The sequence below is a fragment of the Panacibacter microcysteis genome (assembly GCF_015831355.1).
In the GTDB taxonomy this organism is placed as follows: domain Bacteria; phylum Bacteroidota; class Bacteroidia; order Chitinophagales; family Chitinophagaceae; genus Panacibacter; species Panacibacter microcysteis.
The window spans coordinates 1,841,306-1,865,109 of sequence record NZ_JADWYR010000001.1 but is presented as its reverse complement, the minus strand read 5'-3'; the positions used below and the strand labels follow the sequence as shown (position 1 = coordinate 1,865,109).

The window sequence follows — 23,804 nt, the reverse complement described above, 5'->3', positions numbered from 1 at the left end:
AAATATTATATTCTAGTGTTGATCATTTATATTTACTCGTTTCACTTTCCCACTATCAATTTGATTTTGTAGCGGTTTTGTTACCTTCGCACCTTCGGGCAGCTTTAACACATATTGCCTAAAGGTATTTTTCGCATGAGCAATCCCATCTTTTATCTGACTACTTAAACATTGAATTGTTTTCGAGCCTATGTTCTTTATTTCTGCAAAAACTGTCGGCGTAGAAATATCTGCAATTCTATCTTTACCAGTTATAGGTCCTTGATATCTTTCTCTATTCTTTTTCCGCATGTGTTCCCCATTTTTTTCTCCTTCTTAACCCTTATCATTAGGCTCTTTTTCACCTTTCTTAGGATTACGAGCAGAAGAAGATGTAGCTGATGCGGATGACTGTGAATTAGAATTTGCTTGATAGCCAAAACTTCCTTCTGCCAAAGATTGATGGTAACGTGATTGAGCCGCCTGCGCACTCATAAGAATAAAACTATTGACACTTACGCCGCCAGATGCATCACTTACGCCGTTGGTAATTTCCTTACTATTAACGACGACAAAAGCAGTCGTTGTAATTACTGCTGCATCCGCTACAATCCTTGCGGCCAATATTTCTATTATACCATAAGTGAACGCATGAAAAAAGATATTGCTGGCAGGGAACTGCTGAATATTTATAAAAGGGCACAGAAACTTGAACCTCAACAACTCTTTGCAGTGAAAGATTTTGTTTCTGCTTACCTACTTAAAGCTGACCTTCAAAAAATTTTGTAACGAAGTAAAATACAAAAGCTTCAGTGATGCGGCTTTTGTATTTTAAACTATAATATCTGTTCCTATCATTGGAAGAAAACTTTTTAATCTGTTCATCTCCTCTTTGGTATCATCAAGCATATCACGTTCAAATAGCTGCTTGTCGTATATTTTAATAAGTTCATCTAAAGACGGATTGTTATTAAGCTTTGCTGCTATTATGCCTTTGAGGATTCTATAATTATCGTTTTGTGTATGAACTTTGTAGTCATTTGGTTTAGTATTAATAATCCTGTCAACCATCGCCGCAGTCGCATTATTCAAACAATATGGTAACCCAACTTCTTTAAAATGTTTTAATAGCTGGTTTGCTACATAAGTAATATGCTTCTCCTCAAACACATGCAGGTCAAGGCTTTTGTTCCGGCTTTTATATAAACCGTCAGGGTTTGCTAATATCGCTGCGATACTATTGCCTATAGTTTTAAAATCAGTATCACTTTTTATAACAGTATTTAATGTGATTTCTTTATAATATTTTTCTATCTCTTTTACATTAACCCATATGAAAGGTTCAACTAAAAAGCCTTTTGCAGATGTTTTGATAACTGTCCTGTTGTAAATAAGAAACTGGTACAAGAAAACAGCGCTATTTGTTTTTCTGATAAAACCTTGTTCTTTATAAGAAGGTTGAAAATCAAACGCCTTCATTTCATTGGAAAGCAAATCAATTATCTTTCGTAGCACTTCTTTCTGTGTCATTGTTTAATTAACCATTTATTGAACTGTAAATGAACCTGTTTTAGCATCCCATCTGTAAACCCCTGTCTTCAAAGTAGAAGGGTCAATTTTTGTTCCTTCAAGGGCTCCTGCATTCTTACCCAATAATGTTGCCGCATCACCATCATTGAAAAATAGTTTCTGTCCGTTACTTAGCGAACTGCCATTTACTTTTGATTCAAACACACCAACTACTTTACCATCTTTTACCACAACAAAATCAGCAGTCATAGATGCCCCATCCATTTTCATATTTACCTGCTCTAATATTTCCGCTCCCTTGAACTGTTTTTCTAAAACACCTTTGGTAAGTGTTTCACCCATTTTTCCTATGTCGTTGATTGAGGTGAGGTCGTTAAATACATTTTTAGCAAGAGTCCCTTCTTTGGTAAAGGAGCCTTCTTTCAATGGTGATAATGCCATTCCAATATCCGTTAGCACATGTGCCGTTGCTGCATACTTGGTAAACGCATCGCTACCAGAACCGCTATACTGAGATGAAACATTCACACCATAATCAACTGCATTTTGTACAGGTGATTTAGAAAGCATGTTACCAAGCCCTTTTAAGGTTTGCACTGGATGCGCAATTGCATTTCCCGTACCTTGTATTGCACCCTGCACAGATCCCCCTACACCCACAACCGCACCCAATACTTTTGCAGATGTACCATTGGGATTTTTTACGGTATTTTGAACTAGTTTATTAAATATTCTAAAGTCCAATCCTTCTGCTCCGTCTAAATCAACATTCTTTATAGGATCGTTGGAGCAATATTGATATGGGCTTAACTGATAGAACTTTTCGGTAATTGGGTCAATTCTAAAGAACCTTGCTATTTGCTGATTGTACTCTCTCATTCCGTAATCATACCATTCAAGACCAGAACCGTCATTAAATTCTTTATTCTGTATTTCCTTTCCAAAAAGTTTATGCTTATTTCCAGGCTCTCCGAAGTTGAGTGCTTTCGAACTAGTCCCCGCCATATTCAACCCGAACGGATAATATTCAGTTGTTTCCAGTAAAGGCCCCCTGGTATGTATCACCTGCAGGTTATCAAAGAACACATCAACCGGGCTCTGGTTGCTTACATAAATATAAATAAATCCACTTTTTGTAACCTGTATATTCTGCAAGTCAGTGTTATGACTTTTTACTACACCATTATTACCTGACATACTGCTGCCATATGATACGTAGTGGAACTGCTCATCAAACAATATCCAGTTTATACCCGCATTTGGTTTTAAATCGCCTGCCGTCGGCGTCCTGTTCAGCAGGCTGGAAGGCAGGCTGGTTGGCATGGTGCCGCCCGTTAATAATCCAAGGGTTGCTCCCTTGCCATCGACAGCGCCCGTTGGCGCACCAAGCAGCCCCGTAATAATATCTGCGAGCGGAATATTGGCATTACTGCCACTGGCATTGTTCTGAAACCAGTAACTCTTGCCATACACATCTATCCTGTCGCCGGTCATTACTTTCAGCGTTATACCCAAACCGGTTTTATTGGTGTTGCTGTTTAACTTATACAACCTGGCACTGTTTTGCCCGGTTGCACTGTTGGGGTTGTTGTTATAAGGCGGGTTGCCATTGTTATTTGTATAAGCAGTTATACCGGTTGCGGTAGTGTTTGCAACGATAAAAGCATTGTTTACATCGTAGTAATTTTTTTCTACATCTACAGCTGCAGTACCTGATCCATATGTACCTTCCAGAGTAAGGGCCGGATATACATCCTGTTTTATTTCGTCTGTAAGTACTACACGAACATTTCCAAGATGATCTTTTTCAAAATAATCAAACCATACTGTGTCTTTATTATAATTTGATTTTGTTCTTGCCCTGCCTTCTTCATGGGATATGTATTGCAGCGTGTCGTTTTGGTAATTAAATAAGCCCAGGTAGTCGGTTACAGTTGTTTTTGATGGCGTAACAGTATTATCAACAGTTGTTTTTTTCAGTTTATTACCCGCTGCATCATATGTGTAGGATATCGTTCCTTTTCCTGTTACAGTGATTACTTCCGGCAGGTTCAGGTAATTATAACTTATGCTGCTGATCTGCTTGTTGTTGTCCTTATTCATGTTACCGTTTCCATCATACCAATAATCCTGCGTGGTGTTATTGTTTACTTCAGTAAAATCTCCCAGTTTGGCGGCAGGGTCATTTAGTTTATCGGTAACATAATTAAGCCTGTTGCTGTTGGCAACGTAGTTGTATTTAAGGCTATCAATGGTAACAGAGGTATTGATTTTTAAGCCTTTTTGGTTTAAGGTGAGAATGTTGCCATTGAGGTCATACGACATGCTTTTCAGGCTGAAATCTACACCAGCACTAATATCCCACACGTTATTGCCAACATGTTGTGTAAAGTCTGCCTTTGTAAGCCGGTTTAAATTATCGTATGTAAAACCATATGATCTTTCCTGGCCATCGCTTCCACTACGCCAGCGTATACCGGCAATGTTACCATTCAACTCATTAGAAGTAAATCCAAAATCATAGCAAAGTTCCTCTCCAAACCAGTTGGTTGCGCCATTTATGTTCCTGGCATAATCTTTATTTATACCTCTTAACCAACCCCTGATGTTGTAGCTGAAGATTAATGAATCAAGATTATTACTGGTGTAGGTATTGATAGCAGCACTGTTTCTTTTTTGACCAATATTTTTTTGTGCCAGTTGCCCCAGTTCATTGTACTCGTTCTTTACAATGATAACCTCAGGGCTGTTGGCTATTTTCTTGTTGACCTGTAATAGTCTGCCTGAATTATCATATACATTTTTAGTGAGCACTTTATATGCCTGCGCATTAGCCCCACCTTTGCCATGGCAAACCAATGTTCGTAACAACTGTCCGGTATAGCTGTACTGCATCACGGTAGTATCCTTTCCACCAATGTTATTGGTGTTATGTGTTTCAATAACACGCATGCGATCGTCAAAATAACTTACTGTATACAGGTAATTGGTTGTACCCACAACATTTAGTTTTGACCCCGTAGCAATTCCACGCACCTGGTAAGATGCAGCTATAGCTTGCGGATAAGGAAAATTGTTGTTATCTGCTGCCTGGAAGTAATTTGTATTATTGCTATAAGTGGTTATCATAACGCCTGATAACCCTGTTCCACTCACCCACGAGTAATCATCATAATAATTTTGCGTAAGTATTGTATAGCCGGAAGATGGTGCAGGATAGGTAAGACTGCTTTCCGCCGCTGCCTGATGAATAGCCCGGTCAGATGCATTTGTCCATATACCTGTAAGATTTGCCCGGTTCAGCAGATCGTAATCTGTATACAGCCATTTACCTGCGGCTCTTTGTACACTATCCTGGGTCATAACCAGCCTGTCCCGTGAGTCGTATACCATAAGAATTTCGCCGGCACCGGGTATTCTTTTTATGGTCATTCTTTGTTTTGCATCATACTCATAACTAAAACATAATTCCCTGGCAACAGATGAGGTTCTCCATGAATTATTGTCAAACAACCAGCCGTTATTCAGCAGGTAGCTTGTAGCCTTTGGCTGCAGAACGAATCGCAAATTTCCTATGTCGTCATATACGTAATAGGTGCACGCCCAACCTGTATGCCCTTCGTATGATGTAGCGGCACTCTTTGATTTCTTCAATAATAGCTGCCCCTGCCTGTTTTTATACTCTACTGTTTTTTTACCATCTTCATCTGTGATGATATTTTCAAATAATTCTCCTTCATTGTAATAACCTCCAAAAACAGGAACATCAGCGTAAGCATAACCAATATTCCATATACAAACACTATCCTGCAGGCCATTCACCAGGTACGCAGTAGTTACGCCCTTCGCATCTCCTACCCAATTATTTCCCGGTGCATATGTTCCGGCTACGCGGTTCAAAGGGGATGGTTCGTAATCCGTTTTTCCATAAAAGAATTTTTCACCTGCACCGGCATTTGCCGGGTTGTATAAACTTTTGATAAAAGTATTTTGCTCAGCAAATGGATTACTTTTAAATCTTCCATCATTTGATGTACTTACATAGGGTAGATATTTAAACGTTTCTCTGCCGTAGGCATCATAAAGTACTGTTGACACGAGGTCGAAGCCGTTAGGGCTTACTCCCTTACTCACGGTTTGTAAAGGCCTGCCCAGTCCATCGAAATACTGGGTGGACTGTTTTACCTGCTGATCGGTACGCTCATTTGAGCTAACCGCTGTATCATAATAAAATGGCTTAATTGCATCCCAGACCCGCACAAAGTTTACCGGCATGTCACTTCCGTAAGGTGTTGGTAAAGTATTTAGTGTTGCCGAGCCGGCACCCGGTTGCGTAAGTGTATTGGGTTTTACCTGCCCGTAAACATTGTGCGAACAGGTAGCCCAGGTAAGAAGTATTTGAAAAAGGAATAAGCTCTTATTCATTTCTTGGGTATTTTTTCAGGGTATTCTTAAAAATTTGCATCCCGGCTTGCGGGAATTGATGTGTGAAGCATCCCGCTAAATGTTTGGAAAATCATTGTGTATTGACAGGCTCATTGCTGATTAGCAGATTCAGCAATGTCGTATCATACGTAAATGGTTTACTCAGACTAGCATACAATAAACCTGTTGTAGAGATAAGAAAGAATTGACCATCGTCTGTTATTACATTGTCCGTATGGCCATTATGCGTGGCTTTCGTTACCCATTGCATTAATACATGCTGTTCTGCGTTAGCCCGAGCTTTTGTATAAGCAGGACTGCTTATCGGAAAAGTCAGATGGAGAGAGTCTCTTAAAGCAGACCTAAGCATTGATTCGCTTACAATTGAACTGTCGAAATCCAACGCAGGTATACCAATTATAACTGTGCCGGCTGTATCTGCCTGGTATATTGAATCAAGTGCTGACAATTGATTCTTGTCCGGGTTCAGGGCATTAAATTCTAATATTATCAGGTGTTTATTTCGATAAGCAGCCATATTAATAATACTTCCGTCTACACTTTCGAAATCAAGCTCGTAAAGGTGTGGTGTATCGTATTGATTAAAGGAAAAAATGTTGAGTGCAATTATTAAATAAATAGCATTCATAAAGTTTAATGTTGATTGGTTATCGAAACCGTTGCGCAGGTAACACAGATTGAAGGCATGTTCAAATAATTGAAGCTGCCTGTATTCATTTGCATATAGCTATATACCTGGAAATTATATGAGTACAGACCGCTGTTAGGTGTAATTGTGACGTCATAAGGTCCCCCCTCCATGATTTGTCCAACCGTTGTTTGTAAGGTCACCGCTGGACTTAGGGTGAATGTATAGGTGACGCCTGAAGGCACATGTTTAAATTTGGCAGTCATAGACGTAGAGCCTGGATTTACATACTTTAGGCTAATCATTGCAGGCGCAGCACATGTCCCGTTTGTATTCGCATAATTTTGTCCATTGGCGCTTATATCATCCAAAGCTTGCTGATTGGCATCCTCAGCACTGATTTCAGAAAAATATGTATTAGCCGGCACAGTATACACGACCGTACTGCCATTGTAGTAAGAAGGGCTACAGTTTGATCGCCGGAAATTTTGCGATTGTGCAGTATTTGTAAATGTCTTTCCTTCGCAAGCGGATGGCTGACCTGCATAATTATAACATATCTTTTTTATAACATTCCTGTCCTGGTCTCTTATAACACGCAGTCTTTGAAATGCATCATACTCATAGTAAGTGGGCCTGTTATTAATATCGCAAACTGCTTTTGTATTACCGAAGGCATCATAAGTGTAAGTAGTCATTTGCGCATCAAAAGGATATAGACGCACTTCATCTATTGCCCCTGTTCCGGAGAGTGTGATTGACGAACCGGCCGCTGTAAATTTTTGTTCGTAATATGTCCATCCATTTAATGTTTTACCGGTAGCATTAACGGGAGTTCCTCCACCGGTGATTGTGTACAAGCCGTTCTTACTCCAGTACGAAAGAATATAAGTTTTGCCGCTGGTCACGCCTTTAGATAAAATTGCAGCAGCTGTGAGATTATAATACTTATTGCCTGTCGGAGGTGGGGATGAAGCGGTAGCATTTGTAATTACGCCTGTATAATTATTCCAGTTTCCTTTTCCGTCTGACTCAAACGATGTGTACGCGACCTGGTCACTCGTTGCATTGACTATCTGGGCTACAGGGTATTGTCCATTGTAATCATAAATAAATGAGCCTGTAGGTTGATTTGGTACAGTGAATTGTAAAATGTTGTAATCATTATCATAACCATCAAAACTGATCATTTGCCTGTATCTGCTATCCTGGCTGGTTGAACTGCCACTTACAGCGAAGGGCTGGAAATTTGTAATGGGTGATGAGATTGATAACTGGTATTGTTTATCCAGCCCCAATACATTTGCTGTAAGAAACCTGTATTTGCTTAACTGTGCACCTTTAACGTAGCCTGTAGAGGAGCCTGCATAATAAATACTGTCCCTTTTCTCAATTACTTCGCCAATCATATTGCGACCAATCATGCTGTCGAGAATAGCATTACCGGTATAAATGCCACTGGTAATATAATCCTGCGGGTATTTAAGGCTGCTAACCAGCGTGTTTGATTTGCTGTCCCACATTTTGCTCCTGGTAAGCTGGTAATGCTTGTTATTATCATAGTAGTGATAGGTTCGCGTAGTAGCAGCTTTAGAAGAAACCTGCTGGTCATATACCTTTTCCACTGTAGAGTCCAGTAATACTCTTTCAGAACTGATTGCCGGGTAAAAGCAAGCCATTAATTGCCATGTTGCTGAATCCAGGTCATTTGGACAATCGCACGCATCTAGAGATGGTATAGGGTTACCGTTTACGTCCGTATGACAGGGTTCAATTCCGCCTATATTATTGTTATATGCCGTGGCATTAACGTAATGTGTAAATTTTGCGCAATTATAAATGATTCTATTTGCCGTACTGTAATAGTACTTTGTGCTTGACAATTCATTATAACCTCTACCTAAAACCTTAAAAATGGTTTTTGATTTTGTAAGTCCATTTAGATTACTCGGAAGATTATTTGTTCCCGGCAGCCTGCTGCCTGCATAATTAAATGAAGTATCTGAGGTATTATAAAATGTGTAAACTATTTTACCATTATCATCGTCATTACTTGGATCAATAGTACGTTCTTCAACGTGGCTATATCCCACGATGTTTCCAGAAGAGAAACTGGTGATGTTAGATATGCTGCTTGAATACCTGGATAAAGATATTTTGTAAGTATAATTTCCTGGGCTTGGAGAGGTTTCAAGTACTTCGTTTCTTGCATAAGAAACGTAGCCCATTAATTTGCCATACGAATAAGACTCCTGCGTTCCATCGGAATTTCTATCTTCTTTGTAACCGTAATTATATACTTTTTTCTTGGCTATTGCTCCGGTTGCAGTGTAGTCAGTGATAGACTGCACTCTAAGACCACCGGCCATCATCATGGTAGTAGTACGATGCACGGGTGTTTGATAAGTAATAGTCGCTTTAATTTCCATAAATCCGGGATTACTGCCATTTGCAATCACTATCGACGGATCTATATAACCAGTCCAGGAGTAAGTTGTGGGTGATGATATGATTAGATCGGATGATTTAGAGTATACCATACCCGAACAGTTATTGCCTGTCATCGTTCCGCTACACTGAAGCCCGCTTGTTACAATATCTGTTGTGTTACCATTAAACGTAAATTGAATTTTGCCAAAACTCAAATTGTTGTGGTAGTAATTTAGCCGTTCACTGCTTGATGCTCTGAAGGATACCGTCAGGTTAGCATTTGTGTTTGTATAAGAAGTTAAATATATATCGGAAAAGTCTACAGTCCCTGTGTAAGTTCCGTTGTTATTTACTACGATGTCCACGGCCTTTGTTACCGTCTTCGTGTACTCAAAATCTTTTCCATCAGGCCCTCCTTTAGAACTGTCGTAATCGTAGTAATTTGGTTCGTAAGCAAACTCCGTACTGCCACCGGTTGGATATTGCACCTTTTGCAGAGAAAACGCTGTCATAAAACCGCTATTGGGTTCCCTGTTAGCTCCAGGCAAATCCAGGTAAACGGAAACATTGTTGATAAATGCTATCCCTCTAAATTCTGGTGTAAAACCTTTTTGAAAATCTAATCCAGAGCTGGTGGAAATTGCATTTGCAACGCCGTTAAAATAACCCCAATGATCAACGCTTGAATAATGCTTACCCATAAGTGAAGTTTGGGTAGTAGGCATATTGTAGTTGAATACATAGGGAGTTAATTTAATATTTCCGGAGATCTCCTTTACACTGTCAAGCCTAAGACGTAAAAATTCAAATGCATTACCACCCACAACAGGATTGAAATAACTATAGTAAAGTTTGTGCTCCTTCTGATAATGCAGACCTGATTGATCTTTGGCAAAAACCTTTAAGCATGATAATTTCCGGCCGTCCTGCAAATCATCACGGGTCTCATATTCAAATTGCACCTGCCCATTCTCCCAATCAATGTTCTGCAGCGTTTTATTAAGATAAAATGTGCCCACGTCGTTACTATAGATTGGATCTTCCATACCGCCCACTCCCTTTCTGAGTGTTTCATGTGTATTCCCTTTTACAAATGTCCATGAGCTGTTATTATCAATGTAATTGTATTCAATACTATCTTTTTGAGGCGTTATAATTTTTGATAGTTGCCATGAACTTATTTTCGGTGGTGCTGAGCCAGTGGCTTCCTGTAAATATTCTTTATCATTAAAATAGAACTTATTCCCATGGTCATCTGTTATCACGAAATAATCACCATTGGTTCCATATTCAATCTTAAAATTCTCCTGCTTTTGAAGAATGATTTTTCCGTCACGACCAATGATGAATTTGCCACCACCACCCGGAAAACTGAAGTTATAGAGATCGGGTTCTTTATCATAAGAATTGAAATATGGCATAGTCGGAAAATAGCTCACACTGCCCGTGGGCGTGTAAACACGATAGTTACACCTGAATGTGTATAGCCATGGAGTGCTGCTTGTTTCATAAGCGAAATTATGTGGAGATAACCTGCCTTTTGGTTCAGGAAAATCTACAGGAAGGCTGCCATTGAAATAATTGCCTTCAAAATCATCCTTGTCATTAATTGTCCTGCTGATCTGTCCGCCAGTGCTTAATGCCCATCCAAGGCCCACAAGACCTGCTTCTTCTGCAAGTCTGATGCCTCCCGTATGATAGCTGATGGATACGGGCACAGAAATGGATTTTGTTTTTACCGTGTAAAATGGTATGCTTACATCTGCCGTACCTGTATACGGGCTTACCGGAACATCAACGAATTTTGCAATACTTGCTGCATTGGGCGATGGTGGGATGATCTTGGGTTGGTAGGCCGTGGTTGCAGTTTGGGCATTAAGCGCTGCTGCAATTAGCAATAGACCAGTAAAGCCAAGGATTGATTGTTTAAGGTTCATATGACGTTGTCTATTCTTTAAAGGTTGTACCCGATACGGAATTTAATTGGTGAAGCTTGTGGTATTTGCTTTGTCGCAAGCAGGTCATACAGTACTTGTATTTTCCCTTCCTTCTTCTTGCCTATTGCATACTTTTTCGTTATACCAATTAAACCACTGCGTTCCCACACATCAATGTTTTTGATATCACTCAGTTCTTTGAATTCACTTACATAATTATACTCATAGCCTGCGCTTATCCAAATGCTTCCTTTCGCTTTTATATCAACATAACTCCTGAGTCCTATACCCTGATGACTAAAACGTATGTTGTTCCATCCGGTACCCCAGCCAAGTTTATAGCTCATGCCTACGCCAAAACTGCTTCGGTCATTTAATTTATACCCGGCATGAATGGCTATATCACTTGTAGATGGCAGAGGACCGCGGCTGCGTTCGCTTTGAATATTGATTCCGTATTCCACCCGCTGCAGGAGTTTTTTTGTATGCTGTTCATTGGGTTTAAAATCAGGTATAGTCATGTCACTGCTTACGTATTCATAACCTTTTAGTTTTTCTTTTAAAAGCGCCAGGTCAGCCTGTGTTTGTTGAACCTGTTGTTGAACATATTGCGCAGGAGAAATGACATTTGCGGGTGTTGCGGGTAAACGTTGACCGATCAATGTTTGCAAACCTGTTCTTGTTTGCAAACCAACCAGGCCGGCAGCCGTTCCAAAATCGGCATTTGCCGGAAAAAGCCGGGCCAGGAAACCATGTCTGCTCATAAACTGCTTAAACGCAGGCAGTTGCTCAACTGTAGCCAGTAATTTAGCTTCCAGCTTTTTTCTGTCATTCAAAATAGCTTTGTATTCCATAACCCTTTGCCGGTAGTAGAATACTTCTTTATTTAAACGTTGCAGTTCTTTTGCAAACATGGTATTCGAAAGAGCAGCCTTTAGCTGCGCTTCACGCGCAGTTACGAAAGACTGTATATCGCATGCCCGGTCAAGGTTAGTTTCCAGTTCGTTTGCAACACTCATTGTACCAGCTAACTGCCCTGCATTTTTTACGGATAATTCAGGCAATGATCCTTGCTGTAGCAGAAATGAAAGCGTTGTTTTCACGCTGTCAAGCCCGGGAATATATTCTGCTAAATTTGCTGCCGCGCCACTATGTGTTGCCCCCTGTTTTTGCAGCGCTCCGTACCGCCCGGCTACACCATCAAAAAGTCTTACTGCAGTTATACTATCACTTTGCATTACTTTTTTCCTTAGCCTCGCTTCTTGCTCCATCATGCGCACAAGCACCTTGTTGTTGTGTAGCTGCACCTGCCTATTAAGTGCAGCATACTTCCGGCTGATTTGATTTAAACACGTTTCCGGAAATTTCAATACACCCGAAGAATCTTCCAGGCTTACAGTTGAGTTTTGACAATAAACGCTTGTGCATATGGCAATACACAGCAAGGCAATAGCATATCGCATAAATAGGGCTTAGACCTTAAAAGTTTATGTAATGTGGTGTTAGCGGTTAGCTCAGAAAAATGTATGGTTGACGATACAAAAAAATGAATTTGGCGCAACTATTCAAATTAAAATTTTTTATAATGCATTATATAGCGATTATAAGAACAGGCAAGGCTATACAGTTATACTCAAATTCTTGTTGTAAAGCATGGCGTGTTCAGGCTTTTATATTTGGTGCAGGTTTTAAAAAGGTGGCATGTAAATTTTGTAGCCAGCTATTGTTTTTCATGGCATCACCTGTTGTGTCACTCACTTGTGCGTTCCGTTTGTATGGCGACTGCAGCGTTGTGTTTTAGCAAGCCCGCATCGGGTACAGCAACGATATCGTTTCGCTTATGCAACACCAGCATGATGCGTGTAAAAAACACCGCGTGTTACACAATGCTGCATTACTTGTTGCCGTACAAGTGAGTGACACAACCAAAGATGATAGTAGTAATGCAGCCTGTACAAAAAAAATCTGCACACCTGCAAAAAATCATGCTTCTTGTTCATTGCTTCAAGATTTACCGCTTTACAAATAGCAGGCATACCTCTGCGAAATTTACCTATCAGCCTGCACGCTGAAAAAGTGTAACGGAAATTTTCTTTATATTAACGCTTTGAGCGCTGACCAAAATTGCCACCGGTTATGAACACTACCCACACACAGCAAGCATCTACATTTATGGTTATCGTAGCCTTTGCCACGGTTTACCTGGTATGGGGTTCCACATATTTCTTTATTCAAAAAGCAGTGCACGACATTCCCCCGTTTATAATGGGCGCCATGCGCTTTATTGCGGCTGGTGTTATTATGATGGCATGGTGTATTGCAAAAGGTGAAAAATTGTGGAACGCTAAACAGGTAATGGTTGCTTCCATAGCGGGTTGCCTGTTGTTATTTATAGGCAGCGGGGCAGTAATATGGGCTGAAAGAAAATTGCCCAGTTCGCTGGTTGCGGTACTTGTTTCTTCATCAGCATTGTGGTTTGTAATACTTGATAAACCGAAATGGAAAGAAAACTTCGGCAGCGGTTACATAATAACAGGTTTGGCCGTGGGCTTTGTTGGTGTTGTGCTGCTGTTTAGCGAGGGTGTATCGGAAGCTTTTTCATCAACGGGTAGTCTTGCACAGGTTACAGGTTTGCTGGTGCTGGTGGCGGGCTGCATAAGCTGGGCCGGCGGTTCGTTGTATTCCAAATACAAAGGCAGTGGCACAGCATTGGTTAATACCACCTGGCAAATGCTTGCGGCTGGCCTTGCCTTTTTTCTTTTCAGCTTTATTGCCGGGGAATGGAGCAGTTTTACCGTAGCATCGGTTAGTGACGTGGCATGGTGGTCTATGATCTACCTTGTTATCATGGGGTCGCTGGCTGGCTATAGCGCCTATGTTTGGCTTTTACAGGTAAGACCAGCAACACAGGTTAGTACCTATGCTTATGTAAACCCGGTTGTGGCGGTGCTGTTGGGTGTATTGCTGGCGGGTGAAAAAATGAGTATGATACAGGTGGCAGGTCTTGCTATTATTCTTGCGAGCGTGGTGCTTATCAATATTGCCAGGCAACGGAATGAGCAGAAAGCTCCGGCAGCTAAAAACGGCGTAGCGGCCAAAGCTGCCTGACAGAAAATAGCCGGGAAAGATATTTAAACGGCCACGGCTTTTGCGGCGCACCTGCTGTAATACGCTATCTGGCAGTGTAATTATTCGTGCATAGCGCCTAAAAAAGTTTGCGTTGAACACCGCTTGTAAAAAATTTTGCCTTACCTTTGCCGTCCTTTCACAAGGAGGCAGTGATGGTGACTGTTTCCTGGTAGTTGAAACAAGATTAAAGGGTTAGTAAAAAATTTAATATGAAACGTACATTTCAACCGCATACACGCCGCCGTAAATCTGTTCATGGTTTCCGCCAGCGCATGCAAACTGCCAATGGCCGTAAAGTTTTAGCAAGCCGCCGTGCGAAAGGTCGTAAGAAACTTACAGTTTCTGACGAAAGACCGTTAAAGTAATACGATCAGGTTATAAACGATAATATTTAAGCCTCATCTTTGTGATGGGGCTTTTTCTGTTTACATGGCAACACAATTTACATTCGGCAAAAACGAAAAACTAAAAAGCAGGAAGCTTACAGAGCAGCTTTTTAAAACGGGTAAAACATTCAGTGTTTTTCCTGTAAAAGTTTTTTACCTGCCTGTAAATGCTGATCATATTGTAAAGGCAGGCGTGGGCACCAGCAGCCGCAATTTTAAAAAAGCTGCTGACCGCAACCGCATTAAACGTTTACTAAGGGAAGCTTACCGCACACAAAAAACGCCGTTAACCACATTCCTGGAAGAACAGCATAAACAGGTAGCATTGTTTTTTTTGTATACAGACAAAACGCTGCCTGAGTTTGCCATGCTCAAACACAGAATGCAGCAGGCGCTGGAAAGACTTATAAAACAATTGCATGAAAAGAGTGCTGCAAATACTTAGTTACCCGTTTATCTGGCTTATACGATTTTATCAGCTGGTCATTTCACCGGTTATTGGCCCTAAGTGCCGGTTTACACCTACCTGTTCGCAATATGGCCTGGAAGCTTTCAAAAAATACGGTTTATTGAAGGGTTTCTGGTTAACCATCAAAAGAATTGCCCGTTGCAACCCGTGGGGCGGGCATGGACACGATCCGGTTCCATAAAAAAAGCTACCGTTGCTGGTAGCTTGTTAAATAACCGGTGTATTTTTATTTACCTGTGCTGTCTGCCGCGGGGCCGGCGCCGGTAAGTTTCTCCAGCTTACCAATTGTCTCCCTTATTTCTCTTACACTGTAAAAACGGTACACTTCAGGGTCTTTGTCGCCTACTTTTTCAATTGAGGTCATTCTGTGATAAGGACCAACAATAAATGCATCAGCGTTATCGGTAATTTTTGCCGCACTGTAAGGTGGTATAAAAAAAGTTTTCTTTGCTTCACTGATATTACTGCCGGTAAGCATCTGCTTAAGTGAGTCAATATTACGCGCCAGTTGTTCCTGTGTCATTACACGGTTTGCCTGGTCTGGCGCAGAGTATTTCTGAAAACCTCCAATGATCGTATCCCTGGCTTTAGCATTTACCACGTAATATCCTGCACCGGGAATTTCAATTGATTTATTGCCGTCAGCAGCTTTTACATTTATTGCAGCTTTATCGCCGCTTTTAAAAACAATCTCTTTTTCGTTGTGGCCGAAAGTGTCTTTGATGGTAATTTCTTTTGCTGCTTCGTTTATTGATGCACCATTGTTTGTATAGACCAATAATTTTTCAGCAGCGCCGCCACCACAAGAAGCGAAAAACGCAGCACCCGCAGCAGCAAGTAATAATGTAATTCTCATGATCAAAATGTTTTAAATAAAAAGTCCTGCAAGTGTATTACAGGACTTGAAAGATAACAAAGTTTATTATTTATTTTGTCGCTGCAAAACGCTCAGCAACTTTATCCCAGCTTATTACGTTCCAGATGGCAGCCAGGTAGTCCGGGCGCTTATTCTGGTACTTTAAGTAATAGGCGTGCTCCCACACATCTACCCCCAAAAGTGGTGTACCTTTTACCTCCGCAACATCCATCAATGGGTTATCCTGGTTTGGTGTGGAAGAGATTTCCACTTTACCGTCTTTTGCAATCAGCCATGCCCAGCCACTGCCAAAGCGGCCAACACCTGCAGCATTAAATTTGGTTTTAAACTCATCAAAACTGCCAAAGGCAGCGTTTATAGCTTCTGCAAGTGCACCGGATGGTACACCGCCTGCATTGGGCGCAAGGCTTTCCCAGAAAAACGTGTGGTTCCAGTGTCCGCCGCCGTTGTTTCTTACAGCAGGAGATATTTTACCCGCATTAGCCACAAGCTCTTCAATGCTTTTGTTTTCGTTTTCAGTGCCGGCTATTGCTTTATTCAGATTATCTACATATGCCTGGTGGTGTTTACCATGATGTATCTGCATGGTCAGCGTGTCGATATGCGGCTCTAATGCTTCATGTGCATAAGGCAACGCAGGTAGTGTAAATGCCATACTATTGATTTTTTTAGATTAACAATCTATTGTTTGAAATAGGATAACAAATTTAACCAATCATCGTTCAACAGCCCAATAATAAAGTGAATAGTTTCGTAACGCGAAAGTTTCATTTTTTGAGCCCGGCTGCATTACATGCATTTAGCTTCCGTTGCGTCGCACTCCTGTACGTTCTTATCGCTATGCAGCAACCATCTTCGCAGCAATTACGTGTTTGTTAAAGGAATTTGTAAAACGCAATGTTAACCTTTCGGCAATCATTAAGCTATCGCATTCTCTTTGCATCCAATAAACATTAAAACAATAACTACACATAAAAAACAGTGCGTATGAAAAAGCTAATGTATTTAATGATTCCCCTGTTTATACTTGTACTGGCAAGTTGCAGCAGCTCTAAAATAACCAGTAGCTGGAACGATACCGGCAGTGTTGAAAGTACCGCTAAAATGAAGAAGATTATTGTGGTGGGTTTATTCGATGATAAAAACAGGAACCTGCGCAGGGACATGGAAGAACAACTGGTAAAACAACTAAAAACACAAGGCTACGATGCTATAACCTCTTACAGTGTTTACGGCCCCAAAAGCTTCCAGAATGTAAGTGGTGATAAAGCTGTGAGAATGGCGAAACAAAACAACGTTGACGGTGTAATAACCATTGGCCTTATGGACAAGACAAAAGAAAGAAGCTATGTGCCCAATAATAACTGGAACAATGGTTTCTATGGTCCATACGCATTCAGGCCGTGGGGCTACTATTACAGGCCCTATTACATGCCTGGTTTTAGAAGTGGCTATTACCAGACAAACATCAACTATACTTTTGAAACAAACCTGTACGATGTAAACAGCCAGAAGCTGCTTTACTCGGTGCAGACACAAAGTAACGACCCTTCTACCATGAGTGTACTTACCTATGACTATGCAAGGTCTGTGATAAAAGATTTAAGAAAGAGCAATGTGCTCGGCTAAAGATTTGAAAGTGGTATTGGAAATTACAAACGAAAGCCCCGGTAATGGGGCTTTTATATTGTATAGCTTACAGGCCTGTGGTACTATTCGGGAATTGATTTTGAGCGGGGTTAGCTGCTGCCATTAATTATGCAGTACAAGAGTGCGACGCAAGGAACGATGAGTAATGGATTGCTGCCGGTTACCTAACTAATGTAACATGTATTGCCCCGCAGGAATTTTAAACAGGTTACTGCGCTGGTATTGCTGAAAACCTTTTACTTCTTCGCCATGCTGCTGTACCCACTGCGTATATTTTTGTGCATCTGCATTGGTACCGATCAGCCACTGGTTGTATGCATCAAAATGGCCCTGCCGCAATAGCCTGCGCTGGTACTCGAACAGCGGGAATACCAGGCCTTTGGACTGGCTGTTACTATACCAGTTGAGAATAAAACGTGCCCTTAACGCTGTGAGCATTTCCGGCGTAATGCCAAACCTGCCAAACGAGGTAAGATCTGACAGATTCTGCGCCACCGCTTTTTCAAATGGTGTACCGTTTTGTTTTGGATTATCAAGTATAGACAGATCATCAAACAGTTTACGGTAACCGCCAAACAGAATGGTTTTTATTTCTTCTGACCGCTTACTGAGGCTTTCAATATTGACGAAAATCTCTCCGTACAACAGACCCCAGATAATATTTCCTTTTTGTGCATAATACTTTGTAGCAAAATAATAATTGCCGCTATAGTTAGGATCTGCTTCTATACCTTTCTCCCAGTACTTGATTGCATCTGCCGGGTTAGATGCAGCAATAAACTCACCATAATCGCAGTTAAGCGCACCGCTTTTAGGAAACCTGGTCAATGCTTTTTTATACATTTTCTCACTTTCCTTCGTTTCTGCGATAGCTTTATAGGCTAGGCCCAGTATCTGGAAACTTTGCGCATCTGCATCTTCGCGCTCAGTAATTTTTTTACTTAGTTCTATGGTTGATGCAAAATCTCTTTGCAGGTAATATACAAACGCCTTATCTTTTAAAATATCGATTGCATCCGGCTTAATAGCAAGTGCTTTATCAAAAGCCTGTAATGCGGAAGGAAAATCTCCCTGCCGCATAAAACTTCTGCCTGTCTCATGCAATGCTTCTGCATCCTGCGCAAAAGCATGCGTGGTCATTACCAGGCAACCGATGATTACGATAAGTTGGTGTAAGATCTTTTTCATTCAGTAATAAGATGTGTTAACAGGCCATCTCTCAGCTTTGGCTCAAACCAGGTACTTTTCGGCGGCATTACATTACCCGAGTCTGCAATGGCAAATAACTGCTCTATGCTAACAGGGTATAAACTGAATGCTGCAGCCATTTCGCCGCTGTTTACCCTGTTTTCCAGCTCTCCCAAACCACGTATACCACCTACAAAATCAATGTTCTTGTCTGTACGCTGGTCGTGTATATTAAGATGTTTACCCAGTATATTGTTCTGTAGAATGGTCACATCTAAAATACCAATCGGGTCTGTTGTATATGTACCTTCTTTTGCAGTTAGTTTATACCATTTTCTTTCTGTGTAAAAACCGAACTCGTGCAACTGCTGTGGCTTATAAGCTTTGCGGCCCTGCGGTTCAATAGTAAAGTCTGCTGATAATAATTCCAGCAAGGCTTCGGTAGTGTGGCCATTCAGGTTTTTAATAACGCGGTTATAATCCATAATTGCCAACTGGCTGGCCGGGAATAAGGTGGTAAGAAAATAGCCTGCATCTGCTGATGCATCTTTACCCAAGGCTTTTCTCACTTTGGCTGCAGAGGCGGCACGGTGGTGGCCGTCTGCAATATAGGTGCAGGACACTTCTTCCTTGAACAGCGCAGATATTTTTTCTATTACCGCAGAATCGTTGATGATCCAGATGGCATGTTCTATGCCATCATCTGCCGTAAAGTTATACACGGCTGTTTTGGTCTGCATCCATTTATCGATCAGTTCATCCAGCGCAGCTACATTGCGGTAAGCCAGGAACACATTACCGGTTTGGGCACCTGTTGTTTTAATGTGGTTAATGCGATCCTGTTCTTTTTCCGGTCTTGTAAATTCGTGTTTTTTAATAATGTCATTTTCGTAGTCATCTACACTGCTTACACATACAAGACCTGTCTGGCTGCGGCCATCCATTATTAAACGGTAAACGTAGTAACACTCCTTGTTCTCTTTAAAAAGAATATCTCTTTTGAGAAAAGCAGTCAGGTTTTCTTTTGCTGCGTCATATACCTGCTGGCTGTGTATGTCTGCCGATTCGGGCAGATCTATTTCACTTTTGGTGATGTGTAAAAAACTGGCAGGGTTGCCCTGTGCTTCTTTTCTTGCCTCTGCACTGCTTAATACGTCGTACGGTCTGCTTGCTACCTGTTTCGCAAACTGTGCCTGCGGACGCAAAGCCTTAAACGGTTTTATTATACTCATTAACTATGCGGTTGTTTTTTTAAGACGACTCTTTACAGCAATAATCATGCATTCTTATCAGAAAAGTCTTTCATTAAATCTACGATTGCCTGCACACTGCTTAGCGGTAAAGCGTTGTACATGCTTACACGCAGGCCGCCTACACTCCTGTGGCCTTTCACGCCTACCATACCCTCTTGTTTGCAAAGCGCAACAAAAGTGTCTTCCAGTTCAGGGCGCACCGTTGTAAAAGTAGCATTCATCATGCTACGGTCTTCTTTTACCACCAATGGTTTAAAAGCCGGCAATGCATCCAGCGTGTCGTAAAAAAGAGCAGCCCTTTCCTTTGCACGTTTTTCCATTTCGGCAAGACCACCTTCTCTTTTTATCCACCTGAGCGTAAGCAATGCAACATACACAGCAAACACAGGCGGCGTATTTAACAGTGAGCCCGCTTCTATATGATTGCGGTAATTCATTATTGCCGGTATGGCACGCTTAATACCAAGCATGTCTTTTTTTACAACAACAATGTTCACACCTGCGGCACCCATATTTTTCTGGGCACCGGCATATATAAGTGCAAGCTTTGAATAATCAAAAGGACGGCTGAAAATATCGCTGCTCATATCTGCAACCAGCGGCACATCTGTTGCAGGAAAACTATGCCACTGCGTGCCTTCTACGGTATTGTTAGTAGTGTAATGCAAATATTTTACACCGGCAGGTACTGTAAATGCTTTCGCTATGTAAGAATGATTTTTATCCTTTGTCGAAGAGACCACAACAGCATTACCAAACAACCTCGCTTCTTTTACAGCCTTCGTTCCCCAAATGCCGTTGTCTATATATGCAGCCGTTTCATCTGTATCTAACAGGTTCATGGGAACCTGCATAAACTGCGTAGATGCACCGCCATGTAAAAACAACACTTCGTACGCATCACCAATACCCATCAGCTCTTTTACCAATGCTCTTGCTTCGTCCATTACTGCACCAAACCACGATGTACGATGCCCTATCTCAAGAATTGATAAACCCACACCGTTAAAATCATAGATTGCAGCAGCAGCCTGTTCCATTACTTCTTTAGGAAGAATAGAAGGGCCGGAGTTAAAATTATGCATCTTCATATGTTCCCTTCAATTGAGCTGCAAAATAACGGAATTGTGTACAATGCACTGTTAATAACAATTGTTAGCGACAAAAAATACTTATTGATTATCACAGCAGTTTTTTTGTTAACAGGCAGTTGTTCCCTGTGGCATCGCCTGTTGTGTCACTCACTTGTGCGTTCCGCTTTTTATGGCGGCTGCAGCGTTTCGGTTACAGGGTTATCATGCAGGCTACAACGTGCTGTATACAAATGCTTGTTGAAGTGTACACGTATGAGCGTTATAGCGTTTGCCTGGTTTAGCCGCCTGCAGAACTAACCCACGATAAGCAGAGCTCATCAAACATTTTATAGTGCAGCAACAGGCTGAATTGTTGTGACTGTCTTACAAACAAAGCATTGAATGCACCTTCCTGTGCAGCATAAAACGGCTGTAGCAGTATGTGGTTACTGAAATCCACGCTGCCCCAGCCCCACCACTTAAATACAGCTTCTTTTGCACTCCATAATACGGTTAGCAGTTTATTCGCTGCACCATCCGCCGCTGCATCATGTATACCAAAATGTAAACGCTCCGTTTCATTCAAAAACTTATGGCTTATCCTGTTGATCTTGTAAGAAGGTATTTCAATATCTATACCCACCCGTTCTTTGCTGCTTACAATAGCCGCAGCGTAATTACCACAATGAGAAATAGAAAAATGGTATTGCTCGTAAGGCAGGTATGGTTTGCGGGTATCTGCAATCACTATTTCGTTGTATGGAAAATCGGGCACGAGCTGTTTTAGCAGGTAACGCCCGGCCAGGTGTTGCAAACGCTTGTGCGGGTGTGTTATGGTGCGTTGTACAGGCACCTGCGCCAGGAAAAAATCTTCGCTTTCTTCAATCTTCCAGATGCCCAGCTTTGAGTGTTCGTTAATATTATGTTGATAAAAGAGCGACAAAATAAGTTTGCTGATTTTAGATTGCAGAATTACGATTTATTTGCAAAACATTTGGTTACCCGCTAAACAGCAAAGCGGGCATTTAAAAATTTTACTACATGATTCTATCAGACCTGCGCATACTGGAAGAAATGGAAAAAGGTACCATTAAACTTGTACCTTATACCCGCGATTGTCTTGGCAGCAACAGCTACGATGTGCATTTGGGCAAATGGCTGGCTACTTACCGCGAGCATATACTGGACGCCAAAAAGCACAACGAGATAGAATATTTTGAAATACCGGAAGAGGGTTTTGTATTATACCCGCATATCTTTTACCTGGGCGTAACAATGGAATATACCGAAACACATGCACATGTGCCATTCCTGGAAGGGAAATCATCTACCGGCAGGCTGGGTATCGACATTCATGCAACGGCAGGTAAAGGAGATGTTGGTTTTTGTGGCCACTGGACACTCGAAATATCGGTAAAGCAACCCGTAAAAGTGTATAAAGGCATGCCCGTTGGCCAGCTTATTTATTTTCCTGTAGACGGTGAGATTGAAATTAAATACAACCAGAAGAAAAATGCCAAATACAGCGGACAGCCGGATAAACCGATTGAAAGTATGATGTGGAAGAATAAATTCTAGCTGCGGTCTTTATCAGCTTTTCGCATGTGCAGTTCTTCTGCTTCTTCGTAAGAATGTGTGCAGGTTATATCTGCTTCTTCTTTTGCCAGCCTGGAAAGCTTAATGTAAAACTTCTTAATTACCTCGAGTTCCTGTGCCGTAAGATCTTCTACATCTATCAGCCTGTTACTTGCTCCTTTTGTTGCAGCAATAAGTTCATTCAGCTTAAGGTGCAAAGCCACCGTGTCTTTGTTTTGCGATTGCTGAATTACAAAGACCATCAGGAATGTTATGATGGTTGTGCCGGTATTTATAACCAGTTGCCATGTATCTGAAAATCCGAACAGCGGGCCTGTAAGACTCCATGTAAGAATGATAAAGCATGCAATAATAAATGCACTTGGACTGCCGGTAGCTTTCGTTACTTTGGTAGAGAAAACATCAAATACTCTTGCTATGCCCTTTTTATGATGTACCATGTTGGTGTGTTTTACAATTTATCTTACCTGAAATTACAATGTTTAAGTTTGTTTATCATACAATGCATGCAATAAGCTGGTTATATTCGCTGCATAAACATCCGGATACATGAGAAAGCTTTTAATGCTGCTGCTGTGCAGTATTTTTTTAACGGCAGTACACGCTCAGCCTGATACTGCTATACTAAACGACATACACCGGTTCCAGGAAGAACTGCTGCATGAATACAGTACAGATTCTTTATCACCCTTAAGCGCTGACGCTAAAAAGGAATTCAAGGGTATTCACTTTTTTCCGGCAGCAATGCAGTACGTGGTAACAGCCTCCTTTGTAAGAACGAAGGGTGAAAAAATGTTTGAAATGCCAACATCGGGCAGCGTAACCAAGAAATATGTAAAGTATGGCGAAGCGCATTTTAGCATTGATGGCAAACCTTATAAACTGAATGTTTACCAGTCTGTAAGCCTTACCAAACAAAGACAATACAGGAACTATCTTTTTATTCCTTTCAGAGATGCAACCAGTGGCAAAGAAACCTATGGTGGTGGCCGCTATATCGATCTTACCATTCCACGTGCAGACACGATGATCATTAACTTCAACAAAGCGTACCACCCTTACTGCGCTTATACTGAAGGTTATAACTGCCCCATACCGCCAAGGGAAAACTACATTCCGGTAAAGATTGAAGCAGGCGTAAAATATTAACCACTATAACCGGCGCATTGTAACAAAAAACGCAGCAAGACTGTAAACTTGCTGCGTAAAGAGCCGAACGTACAAGAGTGCGAC

At 41.3% G+C, this 23,804-nt stretch carries 22 protein-coding genes; 8 read left to right on the top strand and 14 right to left on the bottom strand.

Translation table 11 applies throughout. The annotated features are described in order from the left end of the window. Positions 1-12 precede the first annotated feature (12 nt). Positions 13-291: a hypothetical protein gene (locus tag I5907_RS07535; protein WP_196990102.1), complete on the bottom strand. Its 279-nt coding sequence runs from the start codon at positions 289-291 to the stop codon at positions 13-15. 24 nt (positions 292-315) lie between these two features. Continuing rightward, the gene (locus I5907_RS07530; protein WP_196990101.1) at positions 316-603 is read right to left on the bottom strand and encodes a hypothetical protein; all 288 of its coding nucleotides are present in this window, start codon (positions 601-603) and stop codon (positions 316-318) included. 27 nt (positions 604-630) lie between these two features. Between I5907_RS07530 and I5907_RS07525 the strand changes: the two genes are divergently transcribed. Beyond that, on the top strand, positions 631-768 hold the full coding sequence (locus I5907_RS07525) for a hypothetical protein (RefSeq protein ID WP_196990100.1): 138 nt from the start codon (positions 631-633) through the stop codon (positions 766-768). A gap of 42 nt (positions 769-810) precedes the next feature. Here the strand turns inward: I5907_RS07525 and I5907_RS07520 are convergent, their stop codons facing one another. The 5 genes from I5907_RS07520 to I5907_RS07500 all read right to left on the bottom strand — a co-directional run bounded on the left by I5907_RS07520 (position 811) and on the right by I5907_RS07500 (position 12,224). Next, positions 811-1,509, bottom strand: a complete 699-nt coding sequence (locus I5907_RS07520) for a hypothetical protein (protein WP_196990099.1) — start codon at positions 1,507-1,509, stop codon at positions 811-813. Between the two features lie 15 nt (positions 1,510-1,524). After that, on the bottom strand, positions 1,525-5,934 hold the full coding sequence (locus I5907_RS07515) for a DUF6443 domain-containing protein (protein ID WP_196990098.1): 4,410 nt from the start codon (positions 5,932-5,934) through the stop codon (positions 1,525-1,527). 91 nt (positions 5,935-6,025) lie between these two features. After that, a complete protein-coding gene (locus I5907_RS07510; RefSeq protein ID WP_196990097.1) occupies positions 6,026-6,583 on the bottom strand; it encodes a hypothetical protein in 558 nt (185 codons plus the stop codon). 5 nt (positions 6,584-6,588) lie between these two features. Continuing rightward, entirely contained in the window at positions 6,589-10,950 is a 4,362-nt protein-coding gene (locus I5907_RS07505; protein WP_196990096.1) for a DUF5977 domain-containing protein, read from the bottom strand. Between the two features lie 17 nt (positions 10,951-10,967). Continuing rightward, entirely contained in the window at positions 10,968-12,224 is a 1,257-nt protein-coding gene (locus I5907_RS07500) for a hypothetical protein (RefSeq protein ID WP_196990095.1), read from the bottom strand. 862 nt (positions 12,225-13,086) lie between these two features. Here I5907_RS07500 and I5907_RS07495 point away from each other — a divergent pair. From I5907_RS07495 to yidD, 4 genes are all read left to right on the top strand, one after another. Then, on the top strand, positions 13,087-14,058 hold the full coding sequence (locus I5907_RS07495) for an EamA family transporter (RefSeq protein WP_196990094.1): 972 nt from the start codon (positions 13,087-13,089) through the stop codon (positions 14,056-14,058). Between the two features lie 230 nt (positions 14,059-14,288). Continuing rightward, complete coding sequence (gene rpmH, locus I5907_RS07490; RefSeq protein ID WP_196990093.1) at positions 14,289-14,444, top strand: 50S ribosomal protein L34; 156 nt, start codon at positions 14,289-14,291, stop codon at positions 14,442-14,444. Between the two features lie 64 nt (positions 14,445-14,508). Then, positions 14,509-14,910, top strand: a complete 402-nt coding sequence (locus I5907_RS07485) for a ribonuclease P protein component (RefSeq protein ID WP_196990092.1) — start codon at positions 14,509-14,511, stop codon at positions 14,908-14,910. Then, positions 14,885-15,115, top strand: a complete 231-nt coding sequence (gene yidD, locus I5907_RS07480) for a membrane protein insertion efficiency factor YidD (protein WP_196990091.1) — start codon at positions 14,885-14,887, stop codon at positions 15,113-15,115. Before I5907_RS07485 ends, yidD begins: the two co-directional genes overlap by 26 nt. Before the next feature lie 45 nt (positions 15,116-15,160). Here yidD and I5907_RS07475 read toward each other — a convergent pair whose 3' ends face one another. Beyond that, positions 15,161-15,790: a hypothetical protein gene (locus I5907_RS07475; protein ID WP_196990090.1), complete on the bottom strand. Its 630-nt coding sequence runs from the start codon at positions 15,788-15,790 to the stop codon at positions 15,161-15,163. Positions 15,791-15,860: 70 nt separating this feature from the next. Next, positions 15,861-16,466 (bottom strand): superoxide dismutase, encoded by a 606-nt coding sequence (locus tag I5907_RS07470; RefSeq protein ID WP_196990089.1) that lies wholly within the window; start codon positions 16,464-16,466, stop codon positions 15,861-15,863. A gap of 332 nt (positions 16,467-16,798) precedes the next feature. Here I5907_RS07470 and I5907_RS07465 point away from each other — a divergent pair, with 332 nt between their 5' ends. Beyond that, the gene (locus I5907_RS07465; RefSeq protein WP_196990088.1) at positions 16,799-17,440 is read left to right on the top strand and encodes a hypothetical protein; all 642 of its coding nucleotides are present in this window, start codon (positions 16,799-16,801) and stop codon (positions 17,438-17,440) included. A gap of 189 nt (positions 17,441-17,629) precedes the next feature. Here the strand turns inward: I5907_RS07465 and I5907_RS07460 are convergent, their stop codons facing one another. The 4 genes from I5907_RS07460 to I5907_RS07445 all read right to left on the bottom strand — a co-directional run bounded on the left by I5907_RS07460 (position 17,630) and on the right by I5907_RS07445 (position 21,918). After that, positions 17,630-18,649, bottom strand: coding sequence for a tetratricopeptide repeat protein (locus I5907_RS07460; RefSeq protein ID WP_196990087.1), 1,020 nt, complete (start codon positions 18,647-18,649; stop codon positions 17,630-17,632). Beyond that, the gene (locus I5907_RS07455; protein WP_196990086.1) at positions 18,646-19,881 is read right to left on the bottom strand and encodes a DUF1015 domain-containing protein; all 1,236 of its coding nucleotides are present in this window, start codon (positions 19,879-19,881) and stop codon (positions 18,646-18,648) included. Before I5907_RS07455 ends, I5907_RS07460 begins: the two co-directional genes overlap by 4 nt. Positions 19,882-19,925: 44 nt before the next feature. After that, on the bottom strand, positions 19,926-20,993 hold the full coding sequence (gene serC, locus I5907_RS07450) for a 3-phosphoserine/phosphohydroxythreonine transaminase (RefSeq protein WP_196990085.1): 1,068 nt from the start codon (positions 20,991-20,993) through the stop codon (positions 19,926-19,928). Between the two features lie 280 nt (positions 20,994-21,273). Beyond that, a complete protein-coding gene (locus tag I5907_RS07445) occupies positions 21,274-21,918 on the bottom strand; it encodes a 4'-phosphopantetheinyl transferase family protein (RefSeq protein WP_196990084.1) in 645 nt (214 codons plus the stop codon). A 98-nt stretch (positions 21,919-22,016) separates the two neighbouring features. On the opposite strand from I5907_RS07445, the gene dcd reads away from it, so the two are divergent. After that, entirely contained in the window at positions 22,017-22,553 is a 537-nt protein-coding gene (dcd, locus tag I5907_RS07440; protein ID WP_196990083.1) for a dCTP deaminase, read from the top strand. Here the strand turns inward: dcd and I5907_RS07435 are convergent. Continuing rightward, a complete protein-coding gene (locus tag I5907_RS07435) occupies positions 22,550-23,011 on the bottom strand; it encodes a low affinity iron permease family protein (RefSeq protein WP_196990082.1) in 462 nt (153 codons plus the stop codon). The genes dcd and I5907_RS07435 overlap by 4 nt on opposite strands. 109 nt (positions 23,012-23,120) lie before the next feature. On the opposite strand from I5907_RS07435, the gene I5907_RS07430 reads away from it, so the two are divergent. Then, positions 23,121-23,720, top strand: a complete 600-nt coding sequence (locus I5907_RS07430) for a DUF1684 domain-containing protein (RefSeq protein ID WP_196990081.1) — start codon at positions 23,121-23,123, stop codon at positions 23,718-23,720. Positions 23,721-23,804: the final 84 nt, after the last annotated feature.